This is a genomic window from Rudanella paleaurantiibacter (assembly GCF_009184635.1).
Lineage (GTDB): Bacteria > Bacteroidota > Bacteroidia > Cytophagales > Spirosomataceae > Rudanella > Rudanella paleaurantiibacter.
In genome coordinates this window covers 271,816-294,043 of the sequence record NZ_WELI01000006.1, presented here as the reverse complement: position 1 = coordinate 294,043, position 22,228 = coordinate 271,816, and the positions used below count along the sequence as shown (strand labels likewise).

Here is a 22,228-nt window from a genome sequence, read left to right as displayed (position 1 = left end):
TTCGCTCTTTCGCTTTATGGACAAGAACGTCATTCTTCTCATTCTCGACGGTTGGGGCATTGCTACGCAACTCGAACGGTCGGCGCTGGCAGCCGCCAAAACGCCATTTATTGACTCGCTTTTTACCCGCTATCCCCACAGCCGACTGGAAGCGTCGGGGCTGGCGGTTGGATTGCCTGCGGGTCAAATGGGTAACTCCGAAGTAGGCCATATGAACCTCGGGGCGGGTCGTATTGTGTATCAGGATCTGGTAAAGATTAATAAAGCCGTTGAAGAACACACCCTCGACAACGAGCCGGTACTGACAGACGCGCTCAACTACGCTCAGCAAAACGGTAAAAAAGTACACTTTATCGGCCTCGTGTCTGACGGGGGCGTTCACTCGCACATCGACCACCTGAAAGGACTGGTGTCCATTGCGCACGCTAAAGGGCTGAGCGATGTGTACGTGCATGCCTTCACCGATGGGCGCGATACCGACCCCAAAAGTGGCCTCGGCTTCCTTAGCGACCTACAGCAACACCTGGCCGCAACAACGGGTAAACTAGCCAGTGTGACGGGCCGTTTCTACGCCATGGACCGCGACAATCGCTGGGAGCGGGTACGGCAGGCGTACGATGTGATGGTGCGCGGGTCGGGAACACCCGTGGGTGCCGCCAACGTATTGCAGGCTATCCAGGCCTCGTACGATGAGGGTGTCACCGACGAGTTTATCAAGCCTATTGTGGTAACTCAGGAGGATGGCTCACCCGTGGCAACCATCGACGAGGGCGACGTGGTGCTGTGTTTCAACTTCCGCACCGACCGGGGCCGCGAAATCACGATTGCGCTCACCCAACGCGACATTCCAGAGCAGGAGATGCAGAAACTAAATCTGTATTACCTGACCCTGACCAACTACGATAACGATTTTACCAACGTCCACGTCATCTACGACAAAGACAACCTCAACAATACCCTTGGCGAGGTGGTAGCCGCTGCCGGCCGGACGCAAATTCGGATTGCCGAAACCGAAAAGTACCCGCACGTGACCTTCTTTTTCTCGGGTGGCCGCGAGGAGCCGTTTGCTGGCGAAAAACGGCTACTGTGCCAGTCGCCCAAAGAAATGACCGTGTACGATGCCGATGGCAACGCGACGGTTATTCCGGTGAAGACCTACGATCAGAAGCCCGAAATGGCCGCCTACGATATTCGGGACGCTATTGTGCCCCAACTGCAAAACAAATCGGCCAACTTTATCTGCCTCAACTTTGCCAACACCGACATGGTAGGCCATACGGGTGTATTTGAGGCTGTGGTGAAGGCTGCCGAAGCCGTTGATGCCTGTACGCAGGCTGTTACCGAGGCCGCTCTGGCCAGCGATTACTCGGTTATCATCATTGCTGACCACGGAAACGCCGACTACATGGTGAATGACGATGGTACGCCCAACACGGCGCACACCACAAACCTGGTACCTTGTATTCTGGTCGACAATCAGTTGAAGCCTACCCTGCACGACGGCAAGCTTGCCGATATAGCGCCTACCATTCTGGAGTTGATGGGTATTGCCAAACCCGCCGAAATGAACGGCCAGAGTTTGATTAGTTAGCGCCCACAAGGGAATTTATGTTGCCGGAAACATCGTTGTAAAGAACGTCCGGCAGTATTTGAATAGCCAGACATGACATCTTGTATAGAAAGATGTCATGTCTTCCTTTTTTAGCTTGCCCCTCGCGCCAGCAACATGACACTCACAAATGCAATGAAATTCCTTGTTTGTCTGCTTCTCAGTTTCGTTTTTTTAGGTTGCGAGAATGCATCCAGCAAACTCCCCACCGAACCTGTGTACTACGATGTAGCCGGCTATGTGTCGGGGCAGATTGAGAAACTGACAGCCCAGAAGCCGACAGTGGAGAAAAGCACTTTCATTAGCGGACAAACCAATTTACAAACCACCGCCCAAATCGACTGGGCCAAAGAACTCGAACTGTTTAAACAGGCTGATATTAACAAGCCCGCCTTTCGGACCAGTTACACCATTACCCGCCCCGATTCGCTCACCTACGAATACAAGCTGAAATCGACCGAGGACAAACTCACTGTACGCTCGCTACGCGTACAACTCGACTCCGTTACGCGCCAGCCTATCCAGATTCAGGCCGTTCTGAAAACCGAAAACCCCTTGTACATGTCAGAGCGTCATCTGGTCCTGATTAGCGGTTCTCAGCCCCGCCAGGGATGGGGTGTGCATAGCTACCAGATCGAAGGCTTTCAGCAACTTACTTACTTCGACCGGAACAACTTCCGGGTAAACGGACACATTAGCCGGTAAACAATCTCCTGCTTTGTCACTCATTGCCACAGCCGTTCATTCTGATTGGCTTTGAGCCTCCGTGCGCGTTGGTCGGCAAGTTTTGGTACCCTATCGGTGCAAACCCCTTCTACATCGATAGTTACTTGATTGGATGAATAGAACTGTGGTTATTTGTTCCTGTCTGAAAGCTGCCGCATTGACAGCCGCCCAGATAATGGATTTGTTTTCTTTCACCTTTTCTATCATTCCTATGAAACGCCTGTCGCTTCTTGTTGCTGTTGCCCTTAGCTCACTGAGCACGTATGCCCAAACCTGGAACTTAGACAAGTCACACAGCCGCCTTGGCTTTACGGTTACACACCTTATGCTGACGGAAGTGGATGGTAACTTCAAAACCATCGACGCTACGGTGACCTCGTCGAAGCCCGATCTGTCAGACGCCGTTTTTGAACTGACTGCCGACGTAAACAGTATCAACACAGACAATGAGCGTCGGGATGGTCACCTGAAAAGCGCTGACTTCTTCGACACGGCGAAGTTTCCGACGCTGACGTTCAAGAGCACGTCGATGAAAAAAGTAGAAGGTAAGAAATACAAGCTCATGGGCGACCTGACCATGCACGGTGTAACCAAGCCCGTTACGCTCGATCTGGTTATGAACGGACCTATCACGCAGGAGACGCCCCGTGGCAAGTCGGAAAAAGTTGGCATTAAAGTTAGTGGTACCCTGAAGCGGTCTGATTTTGGTGTTGGCTCCAGCTCAACGGCTGTTGTCAGCGACGAAGTTGAATTGCGCGGTGCAGCTGAGTTTGCGAAGCAAAACGCTGTAACGGAGAAAAAATAAGGGTGAATTTCGGTTTCTATACTCATACGCAAAAAAGGGGACTCAGTTGAGTCCCCTTTTTTTATCGTGTCGGTACGTGTTCTTCTTAATAATCTCCACCAGCGCCACCACCTCCGAAGCTACCGCCCCCGAAGCCGCCAAAGTCGGAGCCACCACCTCCGCCACCACCGCCCCAGCTACCCGATGAGCTACCCCATCCGGTGTACGTGGTGTACGGAATAAACCAGCCTCCGCCACCACCACCCCGGTACCGGTTGCCACCACCCCGGCGGTTTATCCAGCTAAAGAGGATAATAACCACCAAAATCAGGAAGATCCAGACGAAAATATCACCTCCACCATCTTCATTGGCGGGTTCCGATTTATACTCGCCCTGTGCCCGCTTGATAATTTCGGTGGTAGCCGCGTCTAAGCCCTGAAAGTATTGCTGCTGCTTAAACGCCGGGACAATGATATTATCCACAATTCGGTTAGCAACGGCATCAGGAATGGCCCCTTCGAGGCCATAGCCCGTGGCAATGTAGATTTTACGGTCGCCCGTGGCCCAGGCTAATACCAGACCATTGTTTTTGCCTTTCTGCCCTACGCCCCATTTGCGGCCCACCTGAAATGCAAAATCACCGATGGGGTACGGTTCGGTCGTTTTGACAATGACGAGGGTGATCTGCGTCGAGGTAGAATCGTTGTATCGGCGCAGCTTTTCTTCAAGAATGGCCCGTTCGCCGGGTTGCAGAATCCCAACGTAGTCATTGACCAGACGGGGCGGGTTAGGCCGGTTTGGAATGACATCGTTGGGGTTGCCTGTTTGCGCACGCACCGCCGTGCTCACCGTCAGGAGCAAAGCCAGTAGCCAGCATAGCCCAAACAGGCGTCGGTTACGGAATATAGGATCGTTCACAAGCAATCAGCTAAACGAAATATCGTCGGAGAGTTCATTGGAATCGTCGGCCAGCCGGGGGAAATAGTGCTTCAGTTGCTCACCAGCCCGGGCTATCCCGCCAGCCAGCCCTTCGGCATACTGACCCTGGGCAAAGTGCCGACGCATCAGTTCTTTGGTTTCGTCCCAGAATCCGGCAGGTACCCGCGCATCAATACCCTTGTCGCCAATGACCGCAAACTTCCGATCATCAACGGCCAGGTAAAAGAGAACGCCGTTTTGCTCACGGGTCTGGTGCATGCCTAAATGGGCAAACACCTCAATCGCCCGCGCCACCGGGTCGCCCGTTGGGCAAGGGCCCTCGATATGGACCCGAACCTCGCCCGACGTGGCTAACTCAGCCTGCTTAATAGCGGCTATGATCTGTTGTTGTTGTTCGGCAGGGATTTGCATGGCTTAATGCGTAATGTATAATGATGAATGCGTAATGAAAGAAGGCCAGTCTTCATGAACGTTCTTACGCATTACGCATTCATCATTACGCATTATTTAAAGTCTACCGTTGGTGCCGACTGGGCTGCCTGACTGGCCTCAAAGAAGCCCCGGCGCTGGAACCCGAAAATACCGGCAAAAATGTTGTTCGGAAACGACCGCACCGATTGGTTATAGTCACCTACAACCTGGTTGAAGTCGTTACGGGCCACCGTAATTCGGTTTTCGGTTCCTTCGAGCTGCGCCTGCAAATCAGAGAAGTTCTGTGTTGCACGCAACTGCGGATAGTTTTCGGCTACTGCCAGCAAGCGCGACAACGAGCCCGACAGTTGATCCTGCGCGGCCTGGAACTTCTGAATATTTTCGGGGGTCAGCTGGTCGGCGTTCAGGTTGATGCCCGTAGCATTGGCCCGTGCTGAAATAACCGCCTGCAATGTGCTTTTCTCAAAGTTAGCAGCCCCTTGTACCGTACGCACAAGGTTAGGAATCAGGTCGGCCCGGCGCTGGTATTGCGTCTGAACGTTACCCCAGGTTTTTTCAACGGCAGTATCTTTTTCGACAAGGCCGTTGTATGAGCTACAGCCATACATGCCCAACAGGGCTAATACAACGACAACGATAATTGTGGTTCTTGACATGGTTTCTAATTTGATAAACGGGTTGATCGTCAAATCGGGGTAAAGCTAAAAAAAATCCGATCAGTTCTGTATTGACTATTTTTTAGAGGTCGTTGTTTAAACGATGAGCGGCCGAAAAACGCGATTAGCTTATCAAAGGCTCCCTGTGCCCCTAAACAAATCGGGCCGGAAGATGTATCTCCCGGCCCGATTTGTTGTTTTGATTTAGCGTTTCAGCCACTTATTTGGATTTACCAGCGGCATTGGGTAGGTATCACCCAGGGCCACGTCATACTGCCGCTGCTCTTGCGGGCTCAGGTTCGAGACGATATGGACCTTCGGGGCGGGCACCTTGGCCAGTTCGGGGAGCCAATGTTTTACGTACTCACCCGCTTCGTCGTAGCGAGTCGCCTGGCTGTAGATGTTAAAATACCGATCCTCGCGGGGATCGTTGCCCACACCGGCCGTGTAGTTCCAGTTGCCCCAGTTGCTGCACGGGTCGTAGTCGACCAGCATACTCTCGAACCAGGCTGCGCCCCAGGTCCAGTCGATGCCCAGGTCTTTGACCAGAAAACTACCCACGTTTTGGCGACCCCGGTTGCTCATGAAACCAGTAGCGGCCAGTTCGCGCATGTTGGCGTCGACAAACGGGATACCCGTTTGCCCCTCGGTCCAGCGAATAAATAAATTTTGGTCGTGCCGCCAGCGTTTCTGGAGGTCGTGCTTAATACCGCTCGGCTTGAAAATACGGTCGCCGAAGCGGAGGGCCACAAACCGGAAGAAATCCCGCCAGATCAACTCAAAAATGAGCCAGTAGGTCGAGTCGTTTTTCACGCGCTCGTCTTCGTAGCGTAGCACCTCTTCGTAAATCAGCCGGGGCGACAAACAGCCATGGGCCAGCCAGGCCGAAAACTTGCTCGAGTAGTCCTCGCCCAGCAGCCCGTTGCGCGTTTCTTTGTAGGTCTTAATCAGGTCTTTTTCCCACAGGTAGCTTTCGAGCCGCTGCAGGGCCACGGTTTCGCCCCCCTTAAAGGCCACCGCCCGCCGGGCATCCGGGCGGTTCAGGGCTTCGATCTGCTCGGCCGAAAAACCGAACGAAGCAAGCGACGGCATATCGCCGGGGTCGATCTCGGGCACGAGCTTCACCCGCATGGGGTCTTCGACCGTCGCGCGGATTTTGGCCCGGCGCTCTACCTGATTCCGAAACTGCGAGAACACGTCGGGCAAACGCGAAATATCGAAGGGCAAATCGCGCACGTGGTAGAGCGTCGATTGCCAGAACAGCTCCAGGTCGATATTTTGCGGTTTGAGCAGCTTGCTCAACCGCGACTCCATGCCGGTTTCTTCGCTCGTCACCTCCTTGCTGGCATAAATGGCATCCGCTTTGATCTCGCGGGCCAGCTCGGCTAGTATCTGAGCCGGGTCGCCTACGCGCACAATCAGGTGAGCGCCCCGGTTGCGCAAGTTACGCCGGAGGTCGGCGACACTCTCAACCAAAAAACTAGCGCGAAAAATTTCGGTTTTTCGGAACCCCAGACGTGGTAACTGCGCAAACAGAGCCGGGTTGAAAATAAAAACGGGGAGTACTTCGTCGGCCTGCCGGACAGCGCGGCTAAAGGCTTCATTGTCGTGTAATCGTAGGTCGTTACGGAACCAGTACAGGATACGCTTCATTTTTTAGTAACAGTAGGCAGTAGCAGTTAGCAGTGGAAGTAAGCAGTGGAGGAAGGCCGTGAGCAATATAAGCTCAACCGTTTCCTACATGATTTGTTCGCAAGAACTGCCCACTGCCCAGTACAGTGAAGCGGTGCTTCGCTGGGCTGTAAAGCCAAAGGTGTTATCCTATTGGCCTAAGGGCCCAGCGAAGCACCGCTTCACTGTACTATTTTTGTTCGTTCAGGTTCCAGTTATAGTCTAAATACGAGATTTTGGTATCGGTGGTCAGCTTGGTCTTAGAATACCGGTTAATCCAGCTCTCCAGCGTCTTGCCACTTTTCTCGAAGTCGTCGCCGTACCAATCCAGAATTTTCGAGAGCGACGCCCGGCTCCCCGAAATGGCATTTTTAGCGGGGTCGTTCAGGAAATCAACGCCCTGCTCATTCAGTTGGGCATCCAGCCGATTGCCTACATAGGCTTCATTCCGAAGTTTCGGGCACGACACAGCCGCGCACACCAGGGCGAAATGAATCCGGGGGTCGTTGAACTGCTTGCGGATGGTTCCATGCTCGATGTTGTCGAGGCTCATGGTTTCTTTCCCAATTTTGATAAAGCTCTTGGCCCAGGGCGTATTCACAAACGGAATCTGAATTTTGCTACCAATGTCTTTGATGCTTTTGACCGGGTAATAGTCCAGAATCAGCCGGAGTGTGTAGGCATTGTACGCGTTGATCCAGTACGCCAGCTGGTCATTTTTGCTCCAACTCGTTGCGGGTGGGTTTTTGCTCAACAGGTCCAGATAAGCATTCAGGTCTTTGGGGTCTTTTTTAAGGGCCTTATAATTAACCATCCCTTTTTCGTCCACGTATTTTTTCAGAACCCGGTCGAACAGGCTGTGGTCAACCGACTGCGGGGCCGATGCCCCAACCGCTACGGCAAGTAAGAGGCAGCACGCAGCTACCATGAAGGTGATTTTTTGGTACATCGTGAACGGGGGAATACCCTACTTTTGTCTCTAACCATATACGCGCTGCAAAGGCCAAAAGTTTACATCGTACCGACAGAATTTCTCTATGAATCTTAATCTTACAGGCAAAACCGCCCTTGTTTGTGGCAGTACACAGGGCATAGGCCGTGCATCGGCGGTGGAGTTAGCCCTGCTGGGTGCCAACGTCTTTCTGATGGCCCGTAACGAAGCCGCCCTCGCCCAAACCATCACCGAACTCGATACGAGCCAGGGGCAGCAGCACGGGTTCGTTGTGGCCGATTTTAACCAGCCGGGCAATGTGGCCGAGGCTTTACAGGAATTGTGGACCAAAACATCTGTTATCCACATACTTATCAACAATACCGGCGGACCGGCCGGTGGGCCACTCATCGACGCACCCGCCGAGGCTTTTGTTCAGACATTTCACAACCATCTAATCAACAACCAAACGCTGGTGCAGGCCGTGGCCCCCGGTATGCGCGAGGCCGGTTACGGGCGCATTGTCAATATTATCAGCACCTCGGTTAAGCAGCCCATTGTGGGGCTGGGCGTGTCGAACACCATCCGGGGGGCCGTGGCACAATGGGCCAAAACCCTCTCGCTGGAGTTGGGGCCCTGGGGCATCACGGTCAACAACGTGCTACCGGGCTACACCCGCACGGCACGGCTCGATGCTGTGCTTAGCATGCGGGCTGGCGCTTCAGGCAAGACTGAAGATGAAGTAGCCGCCCAAATGGAGCGCGAAATTCCCATTGGCCGCTTCGCTTCCGCCGAGGAAGTGGCCGCGGCCGTCGCTTTCCTCTGCACGCCCGCAGCCGCCAGCATTTCGGGTATCAACGTACCAGTCGACGGCGGCAAGACGGGCGGGCTGTAAATAATGCATAATGATGAATGCGTAATGTGTAACAAATTGTTCGTGTCAACGCATTACGCATTCATCATTACGCATTACGCATTACTTCTATCGTCTGCCGAATAGCCTCTTTGTTTGTGGTGGGGATGTAGTTGAAACGGCTGTCAAACTTGGCCGAGTCGAAGAAATACGGGCGGTCGTACTGGTAGCGCATTTCGTAGATTTCCTTCATAATCGGCACGAATAAGCCCAACGCCCAAAGGCCCCAGCCGGGTAGCGTCTGCACACCCGCTTTGGCGTTCATGACCTCGGCGAACAACTTGGCCCACTCCTCCCCAGTGGGTGCTTCGGGGGTTACGGGCAGGTTCCAGATCTGGTTGAACGCATCGGGCGTATTGCCCAGCAAAGCCGTTCCTTTGGCCAGATCGGGGGTATAGCCCGTAGAGTGCGGCACCTTCGCGTTGCAAAGCCACTGCGCCGATTTCCCCTTCACCAGATTATCGTAAATAAGCGTCATGGTGATACTTGTTTGCTTGACCGGCCCGAAAAAATCCGGGGCTCGCGCGATGATTGCATCGATGCGTCCCTTTTCTACAGCGTCCAGAATAACCCGGTCAACGGCGGCCCGAACCTCTCCTTTTTTGCTGGTTGGGCTCATGGGCGAGGTTTCGGTGATATGCCGAACGTTATCACCCCCGATGGCATAGACATTATCAAAAAACACCAGTTTAGCCCGGTGTTTGGCGCAGGCGTCCACCACGTTCCGAATCAGCACGGGCCAGCGTTCCTGCCAAAGTTTGGTGTTATAATCGAAGCCTATGGTCAGGTAACACACCTCACTACCAGCCACCGCCCGGTCGACCTGAGCGGCATCGGTCAGGTCGGCGGAGAATAACTGATCGGTGGGGTTAACAGCTTTAGGATTTCGGCTCACCAGCCGAATATCCGTTGTATAGTGCGGAAGGGCCTTTGCCAACTCCACACCAATGGCTCCACCAGCTCCCAGAATCGTTTGCATAGCGCGTAACTCTTGTTGTTTCGGGGTCGATATTCGGACTTACAGAGCCCATAACAAACAAAAAGCGTCTGTACGGCAAACCACCGGTACAGACGCTCTATTTGGAACACAAACGGGAGGGGCATAATGATGAATGCGTAATGCATAATGGGCTGACGCACCAATCATTATACATTACGCATTCATCATTATGCATTATCCATTAAACTGCTCCTTCCTTCAGCCGTTCGGCGTTTTCGGCAATACGGAGTTGCTCAATGAATTCGCCGATGTCGCCGTCCATTACCGACGGCAGGTTGTACACCGTCAGGCCAATGCGGTGGTCGGTCACGCGGCTTTGGGGGTAGTTGTAGGTCCGAATTTTGTCGGACCGGTCGCCACTACCCACCATCGTTTTGCGCTGCGACGCAATAGCGTCGTTATGCTTCTGCAACTCAATCTCGTACAGGCGCGAGCGAAGTACGGTGAGGGCTTTGTCGAAGTTTTTGAGCTGCGAACGTTCGTCCTGACACTGCACCACAATTCCCGTGGGAATGTGCGTGAGTCGCACGGCCGAATACGTTGTGTTTACCGACTGACCACCGGCCCCCGACGAGCAGAACGTGTCTTTCCGAATGTCGTTCATGTTCAGTTCCACATCTACCTCTTCGGCTTCGGGCAGCACCGCCACGCTGGCTGCGGAGGTATGAATCCGGCCCTGGGTTTCGGTAGCGGGTACACGCTGCACCCGGTGTACGCCCGACTCGAACTTCATTTTGCCGTACACATCTTCGCCCTCGACCTCGGCCACAATTTCTTTGTATCCACCCGACGAGCCCTCGGTAAAGTCGACGATAGACATACGCCAGCCCTGTTTTTCGCAGAAGCGCTGGTACATCCGGAAAATATCACCGGCAAAAATGGCGGCCTCATCGCCCCCGGTACCACCCCGAACTTCGAGGATAATGTTTTTGCTGTCGTTCGGGTCTTTCGGGATAAGCATTTCTTTCAGCGTCTCCTCCATAGGCTCCCGTTGCGGCAGTAACTCATCGAGTTCGGCCTTGGCCAACTCGCGAAACTCTTCGTCTTTTTCGGTCGCGATAATCTCTTTAGCGTTATCGATTTCGGCCAGTAGCTGCTTGTAAGCGGTGTACTGATTGACGATTTTTTCGAGGTCTTTGTATTCTTTGCTCAGTTTCATGAACCGTTTCTGGTCCGACACAACCTCGGGCTGCACAATCTGTTGGGCAACCTCATCGAAACGCTCACGAATGGCTTCTAACTGTTCAAGCATAATTCTGGGGAGTAAGCCCGCATCGGGGCGGGGCCGCCCGGGTGGGCTGATGCAAAATTAAGACATTTTGGCCGCACCAAGGGCATTGCGTAACTTTAAGGTAAAACCTGATCCAATTGGTCGCTAACCACACAGTACAACGCCTTGACAGATGTAGTGACGATTGATGGTTTTGCGCTGAACGTAGACGCGGTGTACCGGAAGATTTTGTAAAAAAATGCCAAAATTTTTTGAACTGTATGGATGGCGATTCTTTGCGGTAATGTTCGATTTACTAAACGAACCCTTCCACATTCATGTTACTGATAAAGGAAAGAAAGAATGTAAGTATTGGATTACCCAAACTGGCGTAATCCAGTTAGCTTTCAATCGAGGTTATTCCGAACGAGATTTACGCAAAATTGAAAAGGCAATAGCCGAGCATTTAGTAATAATCATTGAGCATTACCAAAGACTTTGTCATGAGAACGGCGTTAAACCCAGCTACAAGAAACTCGCCTAAAGCCAAATCGTCTAATCCAGCCCTCGACATTCTTCCAGAACACTTACCAGACCTGTCGGCAGTTAATGTGACAGAGTCACTTGTTGTTTGTCGGTTCGAGGACGGTCGGTCGGTTTCGTTTCCGCTTGACTGGTCAGACAAACTCGCCAAAGCCACTACCGAGCAACGCCAGGCGTTTGAGTTTAACGCTCACTTCATTTTTTGGGATGATCTTGACGAAATCATTGGCGTCAGAAACATCCTGTTAGGTAACAAACTTCGCTGGTCGTAATTTATGATATTATCGGCCTGTACTTGTACCATGACTATTACGCACGCGCTCCGAGTTCACGCATTCACTCTGGCAACCTCCGTTGCCGTTTCGCTCACGCTCCTTTCCTGCAACCCCGACCGGCTGAAACAAACCGAGGCCCTGAAGCAGGAAATGGCCGACAAAAAGATTAAGCGTGTGACCAATGCCGACCTCAACGAACGGGTCGATGCCTGGGGAAAGCAGATTGCCGAACTGGCCCAAAAAGAACTGGAAGACAAACTAAAAGCTGGCAAATCGGCCGACTCGCTATGTGAGCTCCGGCAACTGCCCAAAACAGCCGCCCTGGCCAAACGCTACGCTCTGGAAATTGACTTGCTGGGGCCGCCCGATATTCAAAACCCCAAACTGGCTCCCAAAGAACGCGAGGTGCTCGACGCCTATCTGTACAACGCCGAGAACAAACTCCCCCAACAGGCCAACATTCAGCGCATTGCCGATACCCTTTACGTATTCAACACGGCCGTACCGGCCGAAAGTCCCATCTGCAAGGCCTGTTTCGGGGATCAGAAACAACCCTTAGCCGTATGGCGGCTGGCATTTACCAAACGCGAGATTATTCGGCGAATTAGTGTGAAGAAGAAGTAACGGCAAGCGCGTCGGCCCAGGTGATTAGTTGTTGAGCCGTTTCGGCGGGATGGTCGTGCGACACCGGAATAGTCGACACCGTTTCCGGATCGCGTTCGCCAAGCCCGTGCAGGTACGCCTTGTCGTAGTAATGCAGTGTCAGGTCGGCTACGGTTGCATAATCATTTTGGGCCAGAGCCTCCAGGGCATCCTGCGTGGCTTTGCCACCAAGCCGCTTCCGAATCCGGTCGGTCGCTTCCACAAGTAAGCTATGATCAATGCCCGTGTATTCGCGGACCAGCCGTTCGATTCGGACAGGCTTGGGCACGTCGACAAAGGCTACCGGGGCGGCTCGCATCTGCAACCAAAGGGCCATCGGGATAAAGCAGGTGCCGATATTGCGGCTTTCGTCTTCGAGCCAGATCCGACGGGTAGGGTCGAGAGCACGCCAGTGTTCAAACACCCGGTTTTCAAATTGCTCAGTTGAGGTTTGTGGCGCCTGCCCAATAGCCCCGTACGACGAGCCTTTATGGTTGGCCAGAGCCTCCAGGTCAATAATCTGTTCCCCCTGCGCGGCCAGTTGTTTCAGGATGTCGGTCTTGCCTGAGCCTGTTTTACCTCCCAGAATAAGCAGTTGACGCGGTTCGGCAAAGGCCGACAACACCGTGTTTCGATAGGCTTTGTAGCCCCCTTCGAGCGTATGCGCCCGAATACCGGCCGTGTTGAGCAACCACGAAAACGACCCACTCCGCATACCCCCTCGCCAGCAATGCACCAGTACCTCTTTACCTGTCGGGTCCAGTTTGCGGGCCTTCCGAACGAAACCTGACATTTTGGGCCCGACGTAATCGAGACCCAGCAGCACGGCGGCATCTTTACCCGCCTGCTTGTATTTGGTACCCACCAACGCCCGCTCTTCGTTATCGAACAACGGAATATTTACCGCACCGGGCAGGTGCGCGTGGGCATACTCTCCCGGCGACCGTACATCAATGATTGGCAACGTTTGGGCCTTTTTCAGAAACTCATCGACGGAAAGCGGCATAGGGAAATTGCGGGTAGTTAGTTAACATAAAATGGTTCAGACGCCCTCCGTCAGGCAGCGCCGGTACAGCTGAATGGTGTTTTCCAGGCCCAGGTAAAGCGCATCGCAAATGAGCGCGTGCCCGATCGAAACCTCCAACAATCTAGGCACCTGCTGTGCAAAAAACCGCAGATTGTCGAGGCTCAGATCGTGACCGGCATTGAGTCCCAAACCCAGCTCCTGCGCTTTCAGAGCCGCCCGCACAAAGGGCGCAACGGCAGCCTCCCGATCGGTAGGGTATTGAGCCGCGTAGGGTTCGGTGTATAACTCAATTCGGTCGGTGCCTACAGCTTTGGCTCCTTCTACCATGCGCTCGTCGGTATCCACAAAGATAGATACCCGAATTCCTTCCGCTTTAAACGTTTCGATAAGCCCGCGCAGGTGATCGGCATGGCGGATGGTATCCCAACCAGCATTGGACGTTATGGCATCGGGTGCGTCGGGCACAAGCGTCACCTGTGCCGGTTTCACCCGCTTCACGAGTTCGATAAACCGGTCGTCGGGGTTGCCTTCAATGTTAAATTCGGTCGTGACCACGTCGTGCAGATCGAGCACATCCCTATACCGAATGTGCCGCTCGTCGGGCCGGGGGTGCACCGTAATACCCTGCGCCCCAAAGCGCTCACAATCAAGCGCAACTTTAACCAGATCAGGATTATTGCCTCCGCGCGCATTCCGCAGGGTAGCTACTTTATTGATGTTGACAGATAGCCGAGTCATATTCTTGAGGAGAAAAGAGGAAAGCAAAAAGGAGAAAGCTTCCTCCGGTCTCAATCGCCTTTAGCAGATGTACTCATCCGTAACTTTTAGGACAGTGAGTTGGTTCGGCCGGTATAGACAATACACACGTCAGAAGTCAGGCTAACATACATCAGACCTTACGCTTCGCCAAGATTTAAACAAAGGCTTGTACCGCTTTTTATTCGATTCGGCCATCCATACAGACGGCACCTCAGTACTGGACATTAGATGTTGGACATTAGACGTTAGACCTCCTTACACAATGGTAGTAAGTCTAACGTCCAGTGTCTGAAGTCCGAATGTCCAGCACTGAATACAGCACAAAAAAATGAAACCTATTCTACTGTAAATCAATAAGTTAAACAGAAAAATCATTCACAATACACCGAACTCAACCAAGCTTTACCACGTTATCAATATAGCCTGTAAAGGGTACTTACTACGCAACGTTTTTCGATGAATCACCCTCCAGTTTCCGATACGGCCGTATCTGCTGATACCCGTCCGGCGCGTTTATGGATGCCCAAACGCGTTGTTTTTACGCCCGACGCCCTCAACGAGCCATTCGGGCAGCAGATGTACGAACGTCTGAGCGGCCTCGACCTGCCAATTGAGGTGCTGAAGAATAACCGCCTGACGGGTTTACGCGGTGCCGACGACCGCGAAACGTACCGAATTGCCAAAAACACGCTCGCCATTGTAAACGCCCCTCCGAGTGCGTTCCGGCTACAGCCTATTCCACCCTCGGCCAATTGGCAAATGAACCTTGCCGAAGGCTGCCCGGCTCACTGCCAGTACTGTTATCTGGCCGGTAGTTTGGCGGGGCCACCGGTGGTCCGGGCTTATGCCAACCTACCGGCTATGCTCGCGAATACGGCCTCGTACGAACGCCATTCGAACGTTGGTATTGGGGAGCGACGGGGTGAACCAACCTCGTTTGAGGTGAGCTGTTATACCGATGTAATCGGGATTGAGCACCTGACAGGGAGCCTCGCCGAGTGTGTGCGATATTTTAGTGAGCGCGACGAAGCGCAACTACGATTTGTGACCAAATACAATCAGGTCGATAGCCTGCTTCCGCTCGAACACGGGGGCCACACACGTGCCCGGGTTAGCCTCAACGCCGAACCCATTGCCCGGCGGCTCGAAGGAGGCACGGCCTCGGTCGAAGCCCGGTTACAAGCCTTACGCCGATTAGCACTCCCCAAACAACTGGGCGGGGGCGGCTACCCTGTCGGCATTATTATTGCCCCGATTATGCCGATCCCCAACTGGCGCGAACACTATACCCACCTGCTCGACCGTATTGCCGACGCGCTGGATTTTGGCCCCGGTATTCACCCCGCCGACGTCAACGTAGAATTTATCAGCCACCGATTTACGCCCGGTTCCAAAGCCGTGCTACAAAGCTGGTACCCCAACACCCCGCTCGACATGGACGAGGGCGACCGGGCGGCTAAACGCAACAAGTTTGGGGGTGTCAAGTATGTGTACCTACCCGACGAGATGAAAGCACTGAAAACATTTTTCTACGATGAATGGACCCGGCGGTTTCCGCAGGCCCCTATTCTGTACTGGACTTAGTGGCGCGGGCATTTCTTACACATACAGCCACGCCCAGTAGATCAGGAAGCCCTGCAACGGCAAGCGCCCCCACACTAGCCAACGGGGTAGCTTGCCAAACTTGTCGGAGGTGGCCATATAGACGTTGGCCGGAAACACGGCAATCAACAGCAAAATAATGCCGATGGCCGCTACCGACCGGGTTGCCGTAGAAAGCAACCCCAGAGCCAGTACAACCTCGGCCACTCCGCTCCAGAACACCAACGCATTGGGTGCAGGCAGGTATGAGGGCACAATAGCCCTGAACGCCCTCGGCTTTACAAAGTGCATGATGCCCGCAAAGCCGTACATAGCGGCCATGGCGTAGAGCCAGAAATCGTTCATTGTGTATGTGGTCACGATTTTTAGATGGTAAACAAGCAAATCGGAAGCCGAATATAGCCCCCTCACCGGGCACCCACCAAACTGGCACCAATCTGACAGCTAAGGCATTTTTTGGGCGTACAAAAAGCATTGAACAACTCAATGGAAGCCTGCGAGTCGAAGGCCGTTCGGATGCCCAGGCCCAGTGTTTCCCAATGGTCGGTGATGGTATTCTTTTCGGCGGGCAACTGTTCCAAAAGCCCAATAGCCCGATCCATGTACTCCGACCGGTCGCGGTGGTGGGCGTAAGCCGCCAGCAACGGAGCCACCGTATTGATCAGGATATTCGTGGCCGAAGCCATACCCAACACCGGGGCTGCTTTGTTGGTAGCCACCCCAAACCGGTAATGATCGGCCCAGTATTCGGAGGGGGTAACCTGTAGTTTTTTCAGGATAGCGGGCGCATCGTCGATACCCACAAAGAGCGAAAACAAACTCCCGTGGTTGCTCACCAAACGGGCAAATTGCGCTAGCCGGAGCGTCGGAAAATTGGCCGGTCGCAAGCGCCCCCATTTCCAGACGTGCGGAGGCAACTGATTGTCAATCAACCCAAACTTGGCCCCCAGAAACCGGTACTCGCGCCGGAGTTCGTCAACGTACCCATCGGGTTGAGCTACTTCATCGAGCAGGCCACTACAGCCAAACAACATCGCTTCGACCTGCCGAATGGAGTTACGGTGTTTGAGCAACGTTTTGAGCGGAACCGCCCGGCTCAACTGGGCCATTGGGTCAGTGTTGATTTTAAACCCGAAATTCATGGCCAGCAACCGGTACACGGTTTCTTCCCAGTCCTGCGTGGTTTCATACATAGCCCGAACATCAGCTGCTTTGCGTTCGAGCCGTTGCAGCAGTGCCTTGTCAAGCATAGAGGTGATGCGCAGGGGCTCCACCGCCCGGAACTGACCGGCGCAGGGAATCTGATCGGGCGCGGCTGTCAGGGCGTTGTACCGGCTGAGCAGGTCGGGAGCCGTACGGGCTTGCAGTTCAAGAGTCGGCAGCAGCGATCCATCACTCCGGGTAGGCCGCGAGGTCATGGGCCGCAGCGGGTCAAGGGCGGGTCGGTCGTCGGTCCAGACGAGGTGCAGAATCACGTTGTCGTACGCCCGGTCGTAACCGTGCCGATGCGCCACCCAGTCCGACGCTCGGGTATGGGCCTCTACATTGCCGGCCCACTCCACGTCGTTGATCAGGAGCCGGGCATTCAGAAAATCAGGGCCGGCATTGGGGTTTCTAAAGCCGGGATGCAGTACCTGAACCGTTTCGCCCTCGGTGGTTATCAGGGCAGTATGGTCGAAGTACTGAAATTGCCAGAGAAAATAAAGAAACGCTTCGGTCACGGTGGTTGGCGCGTAAATGATCCGACAAGAAAATCAATTTTGCCCAAAGACCTTACGTAACCGCTTTATTTTCTACTGGCAACTTATGACTAGCCAACCAACTGACTACCGGTCGTTTATACTTTCACAATAATGTTTCGACGGTACATGATCCAGAGGATAACGCCCCAGATCACGACAAACGTGAGCGCCCCCGCCAGTGATGCATTGTACGGGCTGCTGAAAAACGGCGCAATAAACGAGCGGTAGAGGTACTCGATCAAGCCCACCTCGCCCCCATCGGGACCGGGCACTTTCACCAGATTCATGATGCGCGGAATAAGCCCCGACATAAAGAAGACCGTAATGGCATTGACCCCGTAGGCCACAAACGGCAGCGATAAGCGCCGGTATAAAGGCCGCTCTGGTCCCACCACATCAATGAGCCAGTAACAGGTAGCCAGCCCTAACATAGCCAAACCGCCCGTGAGCAACACAAACGAGCTGGTCCAGATTTTTTTGTTGATCGGGAAAAGGGCGTCGGCAAACAAACCGGCAATGGCAATTAGCACCCCCGCCGAAAACAGCCACGCAATTTTTTCGGCCACCGGCCGGTTTCCCCGCAGCCAGGTGCCAGTGAGTACCCCCAGTAAGCCCGTTGCAATAGCGGGCAGGGTGCTCAGAATCCCCTCCGGGTCCCAGACCTTGGTCGATTTGTAAACGTGCGCCGGGGTCAACACCAGATTATCGAGCCAGGCCGACAGATTGGTGGTCGGCTCCAGATTTGGGTAGCCCACGCCGGGCACAGGCACCACCGTCATGAGCAGGTAATAGCCCAGCAGCAAGGCTCCCGCCAGCAAGCGCTGCCCGCGAACATCGGTCCGCAGAAACACAAACGAACACACAATGTACACAATCCCAATGCGCTGCAACACGCCCAGAATCCGTACGTTGGTCGGGTCAAATTTGGGAAAGAAGTTCAGAAACAGCCCAAGTGCGAACAACGTCAGGCCCCGCCGAACAATTTTGCGGGCAGCATCGCCCGTATCGCCTTTCTGCTTTATGCCACCCAGCGCAAACGTGATCGATACGCCCACGATGAACAGGAAAAACGGAAAAATAAGGTCAGTGGGCGTCCAGCCGTTCCATTCGGCATGACCGAGTGGCGCATAAATGTGGGACCAATCACCGGCATTGTTCACCATAATCATGGCGGCTACGGTGAGCCCCCGGAAGGCATCTAATGAAAGCAAACGACCCGAAGCAGCCGGGTTAGTAGAGGTACTGATCATGGGCGACGGAAAAATACGGGTTCAATATACACCATTGCCCTATTTTCACCCAAGCTCTGTGCTTAATCCAGTGCATTAAGAATTCGCTCGGTTTGCGCTTTCAACCGGGCCCGGTTGGCGCGGTTCTCCGCAATAGCCAGTAATTTCCGGGGTTTCTGCCCGACAAAATAGGTTCCGGTCACGGCCGCCACATCGGGTGAGGTAGCCAGATACACACTCGTTTGCGCGCTTGCGTTGGAGCCCACTCGAAACCAGGAAGCCAGTCCATCCAGCCGCTTTCGCAACGGCCCCACCAGCCACCCAGTCAGGCCACCCCAGCCCTGCCCCACCGTATTGACCGTAATGCCCGTTGGCTGTAACTCCCGGGCCAGGTCGAGCGAAAAATACAGGCTAAATAGAGTGCTGTTGAGATAGGCATGCAACCGATGCGGCACTTGTTCAGATTGCAGGTCGTCCAAATCGGGCCGGGCCAATTCATAAGCAACCGATGTCGTATTGATGATTCTTGCGCCCGGTGTTTGTTTCAGTAACGGTAACAGCCGGTACGTAAGCAGGTAAGAAGCCAGATAATTCAGGGCAAAATGTGTCTCAAGCCCATAGGCCGAGAGAGGTTCGGCTGTCGGGATGCCTCGGTTGAGGTTGTTGATCAGTACATCCAGACGGCCGAACCGCCGGGTAAACGCAGCCGCTAACTGCCGGACCTCGGTGGGCGACGAAAAATCGGCCAGAATAAACTCAACCGCTTCGTTGCCACTTTGCCGCTTCACATCCTGTACAGCCGCCTGGGCTTTGGCCGCATTCCGACCATGCAAAACAACCAGATAGCCCGGTTGGCGGGCAATACCCACAGCCGTTTCTTTACCGATTCCGGCCGTTGAGCCGGTAATCAGAACTATTTTTCTCATACTTACGGTGGGCAAACAGGTGCGGAACGTGCTTCCGCCTTTTCTTTCGACTTCCGGCTGTTTTACGGGGTCACTCAATCCTGGTTTAATTCAATTCGGGAGTCTTTTTGGGGAAAAGCGGTTGGGCCGACGAACAGTAAGAGTGAGTTGGCCCGGTGTTTGTAGAGTATACAGCAGGCGTTAATTTCGTTATCTTAAAACTAAGGAAACGAAAGCGATACCCTGTTTCGTTATACCATCAAACCACTCGATATACATGAAAAAAGCGATTTGGCTACCGTTTGCATTACTGTTGCTGGTGGCAAGTACTACCTGGGCTGGTAATAATAACCCTAAAGCCGATGAAGGAATCCGGTTCAACACGGCGTCGTGGGCCGAGGTCCTGAAAAAAGCAAAAGCCGAAAACCGGCTTATTTTCCTGGATGCCTACGCCAGCTGGTGCGGTCCCTGCAAAATGTTGCAGAAGAATGTGTTTACCCAGAAAGAAGTGGGCGATTACTTCAACAAGAAGTTTATCAACGTAAAAATAGATATGGAGCGGGGCGAAGGACCGATGCTCTCGCAGCGCTATCCGCTCGAAGCGTACCCGACCCTGTTTTTCATCAATGGCAACGGTAAAGTGGTGAAGAAAGCGATTGGGTACATGAGCCCCGACGAGCTGCTCAGTGTAGCCAAAAGCGTTACGGGCAAAGGACTGTAAGCTCTTCCTACTTTTTCGAATAAAAGCCCTGAATCACGGTTCAGGGCTTTTATTTTTTTACTAAAGCACGCCGTACTCGATCAATGACCCGTTCAACCTGGGCATCGGTCAGGGCGGAGCCCGACGGTAGGCAGAGTCCCTCGTTGGCTATTGCGTCGGTTTCAGAGCCACCGTAAAAGTGACAGTCCGCAAACGCCCGCTGACGATGCAACGGCATGAATACCGGCCGAGTTTCGATGTGTTCGCGTCGGAGCCTGTCGATGAATGCATCGCGGGTGATGCCTATCCGCACCGGGTCGAGTCGCAGGGCCGTTAGCCAGCGATTCGAGAAGGCCCCCGCTCGCTCGGGCTGAAACATTAGGCCCGGCACCTGGCTCAGGGCACCGTAATACCGCTCGAAAATAGCCCGCCGGGCCTTCACCCGATCGGCTAAAAACGGGAGCTGGTCCAGACCAAACCCGGCATTGAGTGGCCCCATGCGGTAGTTACTCCCCGGCTCAACGACGCAAAACGGTGGCTCGAGTTGCCGACCCTGATTGGCCACTACGCGGGCTTTGACAGCCAGTTGTGGCCCGTTGGTGAGCAATGCTCCGCCCCCATATGTGGTAATCACTTTATTAAGGTTGAACGAAACGGCGTTGAGCAGCCCTAATGTACCGCAGGCCCGCCCGTTAAGCTCCGCTCCCAGCGACTCGGCCGCGTCGGCCACCAACGGCAAGTCGTACCGGTCGGCTACTTCCTGCAAGGCGGGCCAATTGGCAGGCATCCCGTACAAATCGACCACCAGAATGGCCCGTAGACGCTGCCGTTCGCGTTGCAGGGCCGTTTCGAGTGCGTCGGGGTCGAGGCCCCACGATTCCGGTTCACTCCCCACAAAAATCGGCTGCGCCCCAACGCTCCTGATCGCATTGGCCGTAGCCGCAAACGTCAGTGTGGGGCAAATAACCGTATCGCCCGGCCCAATGCCAAGGGTACGCAGGGCCAGTTCGAGGGCGGCTGTACCAGATTGGGTGGCCAGGGCAAAGCGTGAGCTAACCGATTGCGCCAGCGCCTGTTCAAACTCCGGCACCCACTCCGCCCAGAGGTCGGCCGGGGTTGTTTGCAGGCGGTTCAATTCAGTGCCTGTCTGATGCGGAGTTGATAAGGGGATAGACAGCGCTGCGGTGTCGGTCATACAACGTTTTTAGTTTTTGGGTTTATTGGTTTGGCTTTTCGGGGTTTTGCCTGAGCAGGCCAGTATTCAGTGCTTACATACTGAGCGAATTTTGCCGGATAAAACGCGCCGGATTACCCCACACAACGGCCCCATCGGGCACAGGCCGGGTAACCACCGCCCCCGCCCCCACTACCGCCCACCGGCCAACAGATACGCCCGGAACCACCACTGCCCCGGCCGCGATCAAGGCACCTTCACCCACATGCACCCCTCCGCACAGGACGGCACCCGGCGCGATCTGCACAAAATCGCCAAGTCGACAATCGTGGTCGACCGAAGCACGGGTGTTTACTAGCACATGCTGCCCAAGTACGGCCCCGGTTTGCACAACGGCCTGATGCAAAATCACCGTACCAGCCCCCAGTTCGGCACCCACATCAACCAGGGCCGACGGGTGAATAACTGTCGCGAACGAATGTCGGGCAGTCGCTGCTAACGCGCGCCGTATCGAATTGTCACCTACAGCCAGTAACAAAGGCACCTCAGGTCGGTAGGTAGCTTCGTAACGGCCCCATACCCGTAACTCGCCCAAAAACTGGCGCTCCAGATCGTCGTCGAACACGCCCGCTACCCGGTAGCCAAGGGCCTTGAGCACACTCAGCAGCACGCGGGCGTGACCGCCCGCTCCATACAGCAATATCTCGGGTGGGTTCATTGGAAGGTGTTTATCGTTTTTCGTTTATGGTTTTTCGTTC

24 protein-coding genes are annotated in these 22,228 nt (G+C 54.2%); 9 read left to right on the top strand and 15 right to left on the bottom strand.

The features are described 5' to 3' along the window. Nucleotides 1-16 precede the first annotated feature (16 nt). From gpmI to F5984_RS16290, 3 genes are all read left to right on the top strand, one after another. On the top strand, nucleotides 17-1,591 hold the full coding sequence (gpmI, locus tag F5984_RS16300) for a 2,3-bisphosphoglycerate-independent phosphoglycerate mutase (RefSeq protein ID WP_152125302.1): 1,575 nt from the start codon (nucleotides 17-19) through the stop codon (nucleotides 1,589-1,591). Nucleotides 1,592-1,744: 153 nt separating this feature from the next. After that, nucleotides 1,745-2,314 (top strand): hypothetical protein, encoded by a 570-nt coding sequence (locus F5984_RS16295; RefSeq protein ID WP_152125301.1) that lies wholly within the window; start codon nucleotides 1,745-1,747, stop codon nucleotides 2,312-2,314. A gap of 232 nt (nucleotides 2,315-2,546) precedes the next feature. Then, a complete protein-coding gene (locus F5984_RS16290) occupies nucleotides 2,547-3,140 on the top strand; it encodes a YceI family protein (protein WP_152125300.1) in 594 nt (197 codons plus the stop codon). 85 nt (nucleotides 3,141-3,225) lie between these two features. On the opposite strand, the gene F5984_RS16285 is transcribed toward F5984_RS16290, so the two are convergent. The 5 genes from F5984_RS16285 to F5984_RS16265 form a co-directional block, all read right to left on the bottom strand. After that, the gene (locus tag F5984_RS16285; protein ID WP_394367420.1) at nucleotides 3,226-4,038 is read right to left on the bottom strand and encodes a TPM domain-containing protein; all 813 of its coding nucleotides are present in this window, start codon (nucleotides 4,036-4,038) and stop codon (nucleotides 3,226-3,228) included. A 6-nt stretch (nucleotides 4,039-4,044) separates the two neighbouring features. Next, the gene (locus F5984_RS16280; protein ID WP_019988536.1) at nucleotides 4,045-4,470 is read right to left on the bottom strand and encodes a TPM domain-containing protein; all 426 of its coding nucleotides are present in this window, start codon (nucleotides 4,468-4,470) and stop codon (nucleotides 4,045-4,047) included. A 92-nt stretch (nucleotides 4,471-4,562) separates the two neighbouring features. After that, entirely contained in the window at nucleotides 4,563-5,147 is a 585-nt protein-coding gene (locus F5984_RS16275; RefSeq protein ID WP_152125299.1) for a LemA family protein, read from the bottom strand. Nucleotides 5,148-5,351: 204 nt separating this feature from the next. Then, nucleotides 5,352-6,800 (bottom strand): DASH family cryptochrome, encoded by a 1,449-nt coding sequence (locus tag F5984_RS16270; protein ID WP_152125298.1) that lies wholly within the window; start codon nucleotides 6,798-6,800, stop codon nucleotides 5,352-5,354. Nucleotides 6,801-7,008: 208 nt separating this feature from the next. Further along, complete coding sequence (locus tag F5984_RS16265) at nucleotides 7,009-7,746, bottom strand: DUF547 domain-containing protein (RefSeq protein ID WP_246169042.1); 738 nt, start codon at nucleotides 7,744-7,746, stop codon at nucleotides 7,009-7,011. A 109-nt stretch (nucleotides 7,747-7,855) separates the two neighbouring features. Here F5984_RS16265 and F5984_RS16260 point away from each other — a divergent pair, with 109 nt between their 5' ends. Beyond that, nucleotides 7,856-8,644 (top strand): SDR family oxidoreductase, encoded by a 789-nt coding sequence (locus F5984_RS16260; RefSeq protein WP_152125296.1) that lies wholly within the window; start codon nucleotides 7,856-7,858, stop codon nucleotides 8,642-8,644. A gap of 67 nt (nucleotides 8,645-8,711) precedes the next feature. On the opposite strand, the gene F5984_RS16255 is transcribed toward F5984_RS16260, so the two are convergent. After that, a complete protein-coding gene (locus F5984_RS16255) occupies nucleotides 8,712-9,641 on the bottom strand; it encodes an NAD-dependent epimerase/dehydratase family protein (protein WP_152125295.1) in 930 nt (309 codons plus the stop codon). A gap of 202 nt (nucleotides 9,642-9,843) precedes the next feature. Continuing rightward, a complete protein-coding gene (prfA, locus tag F5984_RS16250) occupies nucleotides 9,844-10,914 on the bottom strand; it encodes a peptide chain release factor 1 (RefSeq protein WP_152125294.1) in 1,071 nt (356 codons plus the stop codon). Between the two features lie 217 nt (nucleotides 10,915-11,131). Here prfA and F5984_RS27015 point away from each other — a divergent pair, with 217 nt between their 5' ends. From F5984_RS27015 to F5984_RS16235, 3 genes are read left to right on the top strand one after another with little or no spacing between them, the layout of a single operon-like run. Continuing rightward, entirely contained in the window at nucleotides 11,132-11,416 is a 285-nt protein-coding gene (locus F5984_RS27015) for a DUF4160 domain-containing protein (protein WP_152125293.1), read from the top strand. Then, a complete protein-coding gene (locus F5984_RS16240) occupies nucleotides 11,376-11,687 on the top strand; it encodes a DUF2442 domain-containing protein (protein WP_152125292.1) in 312 nt (103 codons plus the stop codon). Before F5984_RS27015 ends, F5984_RS16240 begins: the two co-directional genes overlap by 41 nt. A 30-nt stretch (nucleotides 11,688-11,717) precedes the next feature. Next, entirely contained in the window at nucleotides 11,718-12,314 is a 597-nt protein-coding gene (locus F5984_RS16235) for a hypothetical protein (RefSeq protein ID WP_152125291.1), read from the top strand. On the opposite strand, the gene mnmH is transcribed toward F5984_RS16235, so the two are convergent. Together mnmH and F5984_RS16225 are read right to left on the bottom strand one after the other, a co-directional pair. Beyond that, nucleotides 12,295-13,338 carry a tRNA 2-selenouridine(34) synthase MnmH gene (gene mnmH / locus F5984_RS16230; protein ID WP_152125290.1) on the bottom strand — a complete coding sequence of 348 codons (1,044 nt, stop codon included), beginning with the start codon at nucleotides 13,336-13,338 and terminating at the stop codon, nucleotides 12,295-12,297. The genes F5984_RS16235 and mnmH overlap by 20 nt on opposite strands. 36 nt (nucleotides 13,339-13,374) lie before the next feature. Beyond that, nucleotides 13,375-14,097 carry a pyridoxine 5'-phosphate synthase gene (locus F5984_RS16225; RefSeq protein WP_152125289.1) on the bottom strand — a complete coding sequence of 241 codons (723 nt, stop codon included), beginning with the start codon at nucleotides 14,095-14,097 and terminating at the stop codon, nucleotides 13,375-13,377. A 477-nt stretch (nucleotides 14,098-14,574) separates the two neighbouring features. Between F5984_RS16225 and F5984_RS16220 the strand changes: the two genes are divergently transcribed. Further along, nucleotides 14,575-15,702 (top strand): spore photoproduct lyase family protein, encoded by a 1,128-nt coding sequence (locus F5984_RS16220; protein WP_246169041.1) that lies wholly within the window; start codon nucleotides 14,575-14,577, stop codon nucleotides 15,700-15,702. Between the two features lie 15 nt (nucleotides 15,703-15,717). Here F5984_RS16220 and F5984_RS16215 read toward each other — a convergent pair whose 3' ends face one another. From F5984_RS16215 to F5984_RS16200, 4 genes are all read right to left on the bottom strand, one after another. After that, nucleotides 15,718-16,065 (bottom strand): DoxX family protein, encoded by a 348-nt coding sequence (locus F5984_RS16215; RefSeq protein ID WP_152125288.1) that lies wholly within the window; start codon nucleotides 16,063-16,065, stop codon nucleotides 15,718-15,720. Nucleotides 16,066-16,127: 62 nt separating this feature from the next. Next, nucleotides 16,128-17,441, bottom strand: coding sequence for a DUF2851 family protein (locus F5984_RS16210; protein WP_152125287.1), 1,314 nt, complete (start codon nucleotides 17,439-17,441; stop codon nucleotides 16,128-16,130). Nucleotides 17,442-17,557: 116 nt separating this feature from the next. Then, the gene (locus F5984_RS16205; RefSeq protein WP_185155532.1) at nucleotides 17,558-18,712 is read right to left on the bottom strand and encodes an acyltransferase family protein; all 1,155 of its coding nucleotides are present in this window, start codon (nucleotides 18,710-18,712) and stop codon (nucleotides 17,558-17,560) included. Nucleotides 18,713-18,774: 62 nt separating this feature from the next. Continuing rightward, a complete protein-coding gene (locus F5984_RS16200) occupies nucleotides 18,775-19,617 on the bottom strand; it encodes an SDR family NAD(P)-dependent oxidoreductase (protein ID WP_152125286.1) in 843 nt (280 codons plus the stop codon). Nucleotides 19,618-19,873: 256 nt separating this feature from the next. Between F5984_RS16200 and F5984_RS16195 the strand changes: the two genes are divergently transcribed. Then, nucleotides 19,874-20,317 (top strand): thioredoxin family protein, encoded by a 444-nt coding sequence (locus tag F5984_RS16195; protein ID WP_152125285.1) that lies wholly within the window; start codon nucleotides 19,874-19,876, stop codon nucleotides 20,315-20,317. A 49-nt stretch (nucleotides 20,318-20,366) separates the two neighbouring features. Here the strand turns inward: F5984_RS16195 and F5984_RS16190 are convergent, their stop codons facing one another. Then, a complete protein-coding gene (locus tag F5984_RS16190) occupies nucleotides 20,367-21,491 on the bottom strand; it encodes a DegT/DnrJ/EryC1/StrS family aminotransferase (protein ID WP_152125284.1) in 1,125 nt (374 codons plus the stop codon). Between the two features lie 73 nt (nucleotides 21,492-21,564). Next, nucleotides 21,565-22,188 carry an acetyltransferase gene (locus tag F5984_RS16185; RefSeq protein ID WP_152125283.1) on the bottom strand — a complete coding sequence of 208 codons (624 nt, stop codon included), beginning with the start codon at nucleotides 22,186-22,188 and terminating at the stop codon, nucleotides 21,565-21,567. Nucleotides 22,189-22,228 lie beyond the last annotated feature (40 nt).

Coding starts and splice junctions, on each gene's coding strand:
- F5984_RS16220 (WP_246169041.1), top strand. CDS start 14,575: ATGAATCACCCTCCAGTTTCCGATACGGCCGTATCTGCTGATACCCGT.
- mnmH (WP_152125290.1), bottom strand. CDS start 13,338: ATGCCGCTTTCCGTCGATGAGTTTCTGAAAAAGGCCCAAACGTTGCCA.
- F5984_RS16240 (WP_152125292.1), top strand. CDS start 11,376: ATGAGAACGGCGTTAAACCCAGCTACAAGAAACTCGCCTAAAGCCAAA.
- F5984_RS16255 (WP_152125295.1), bottom strand. CDS start 9,641: ATGCAAACGATTCTGGGAGCTGGTGGAGCCATTGGTGTGGAGTTGGCA.
- F5984_RS16280 (WP_019988536.1), bottom strand. CDS start 4,470: ATGCAAATCCCTGCCGAACAACAACAACAGATCATAGCCGCTATTAAG.
- F5984_RS16205 (WP_185155532.1), bottom strand. CDS start 18,712: ATGATCAGTACCTCTACTAACCCGGCTGCTTCGGGTCGTTTGCTTTCA.
- F5984_RS16265 (WP_246169042.1), bottom strand. CDS start 7,746: ATGGTAGCTGCGTGCTGCCTCTTACTTGCCGTAGCGGTTGGGGCATCG.
- F5984_RS16295 (WP_152125301.1), top strand. CDS start 1,745: ATGAAATTCCTTGTTTGTCTGCTTCTCAGTTTCGTTTTTTTAGGTTGC.
- F5984_RS16260 (WP_152125296.1), top strand. CDS start 7,856: ATGAATCTTAATCTTACAGGCAAAACCGCCCTTGTTTGTGGCAGTACA.
- F5984_RS16185 (WP_152125283.1), bottom strand. CDS start 22,188: ATGAACCCACCCGAGATATTGCTGTATGGAGCGGGCGGTCACGCCCGC.
- F5984_RS16270 (WP_152125298.1), bottom strand. CDS start 6,800: ATGAAGCGTATCCTGTACTGGTTCCGTAACGACCTACGATTACACGAC.
- gpmI (WP_152125302.1), top strand. CDS start 17: ATGGACAAGAACGTCATTCTTCTCATTCTCGACGGTTGGGGCATTGCT.
- F5984_RS16225 (WP_152125289.1), bottom strand. CDS start 14,097: ATGACTCGGCTATCTGTCAACATCAATAAAGTAGCTACCCTGCGGAAT.
- F5984_RS16290 (WP_152125300.1), top strand. CDS start 2,547: ATGAAACGCCTGTCGCTTCTTGTTGCTGTTGCCCTTAGCTCACTGAGC.
- F5984_RS16275 (WP_152125299.1), bottom strand. CDS start 5,147: ATGTCAAGAACCACAATTATCGTTGTCGTTGTATTAGCCCTGTTGGGC.
- F5984_RS27015 (WP_152125293.1), top strand. CDS start 11,132: ATGCCAAAATTTTTTGAACTGTATGGATGGCGATTCTTTGCGGTAATG.
- F5984_RS16215 (WP_152125288.1), bottom strand. CDS start 16,065: ATGAACGATTTCTGGCTCTACGCCATGGCCGCTATGTACGGCTTTGCG.
- F5984_RS16200 (WP_152125286.1), bottom strand. CDS start 19,617: ATGAGAAAAATAGTTCTGATTACCGGCTCAACGGCCGGAATCGGTAAA.
- F5984_RS16235 (WP_152125291.1), top strand. CDS start 11,718: ATGACTATTACGCACGCGCTCCGAGTTCACGCATTCACTCTGGCAACC.
- F5984_RS16190 (WP_152125284.1), bottom strand. CDS start 21,491: ATGACCGACACCGCAGCGCTGTCTATCCCCTTATCAACTCCGCATCAG.
- prfA (WP_152125294.1), bottom strand. CDS start 10,914: ATGCTTGAACAGTTAGAAGCCATTCGTGAGCGTTTCGATGAGGTTGCC.
- F5984_RS16195 (WP_152125285.1), top strand. CDS start 19,874: ATGAAAAAAGCGATTTGGCTACCGTTTGCATTACTGTTGCTGGTGGCA.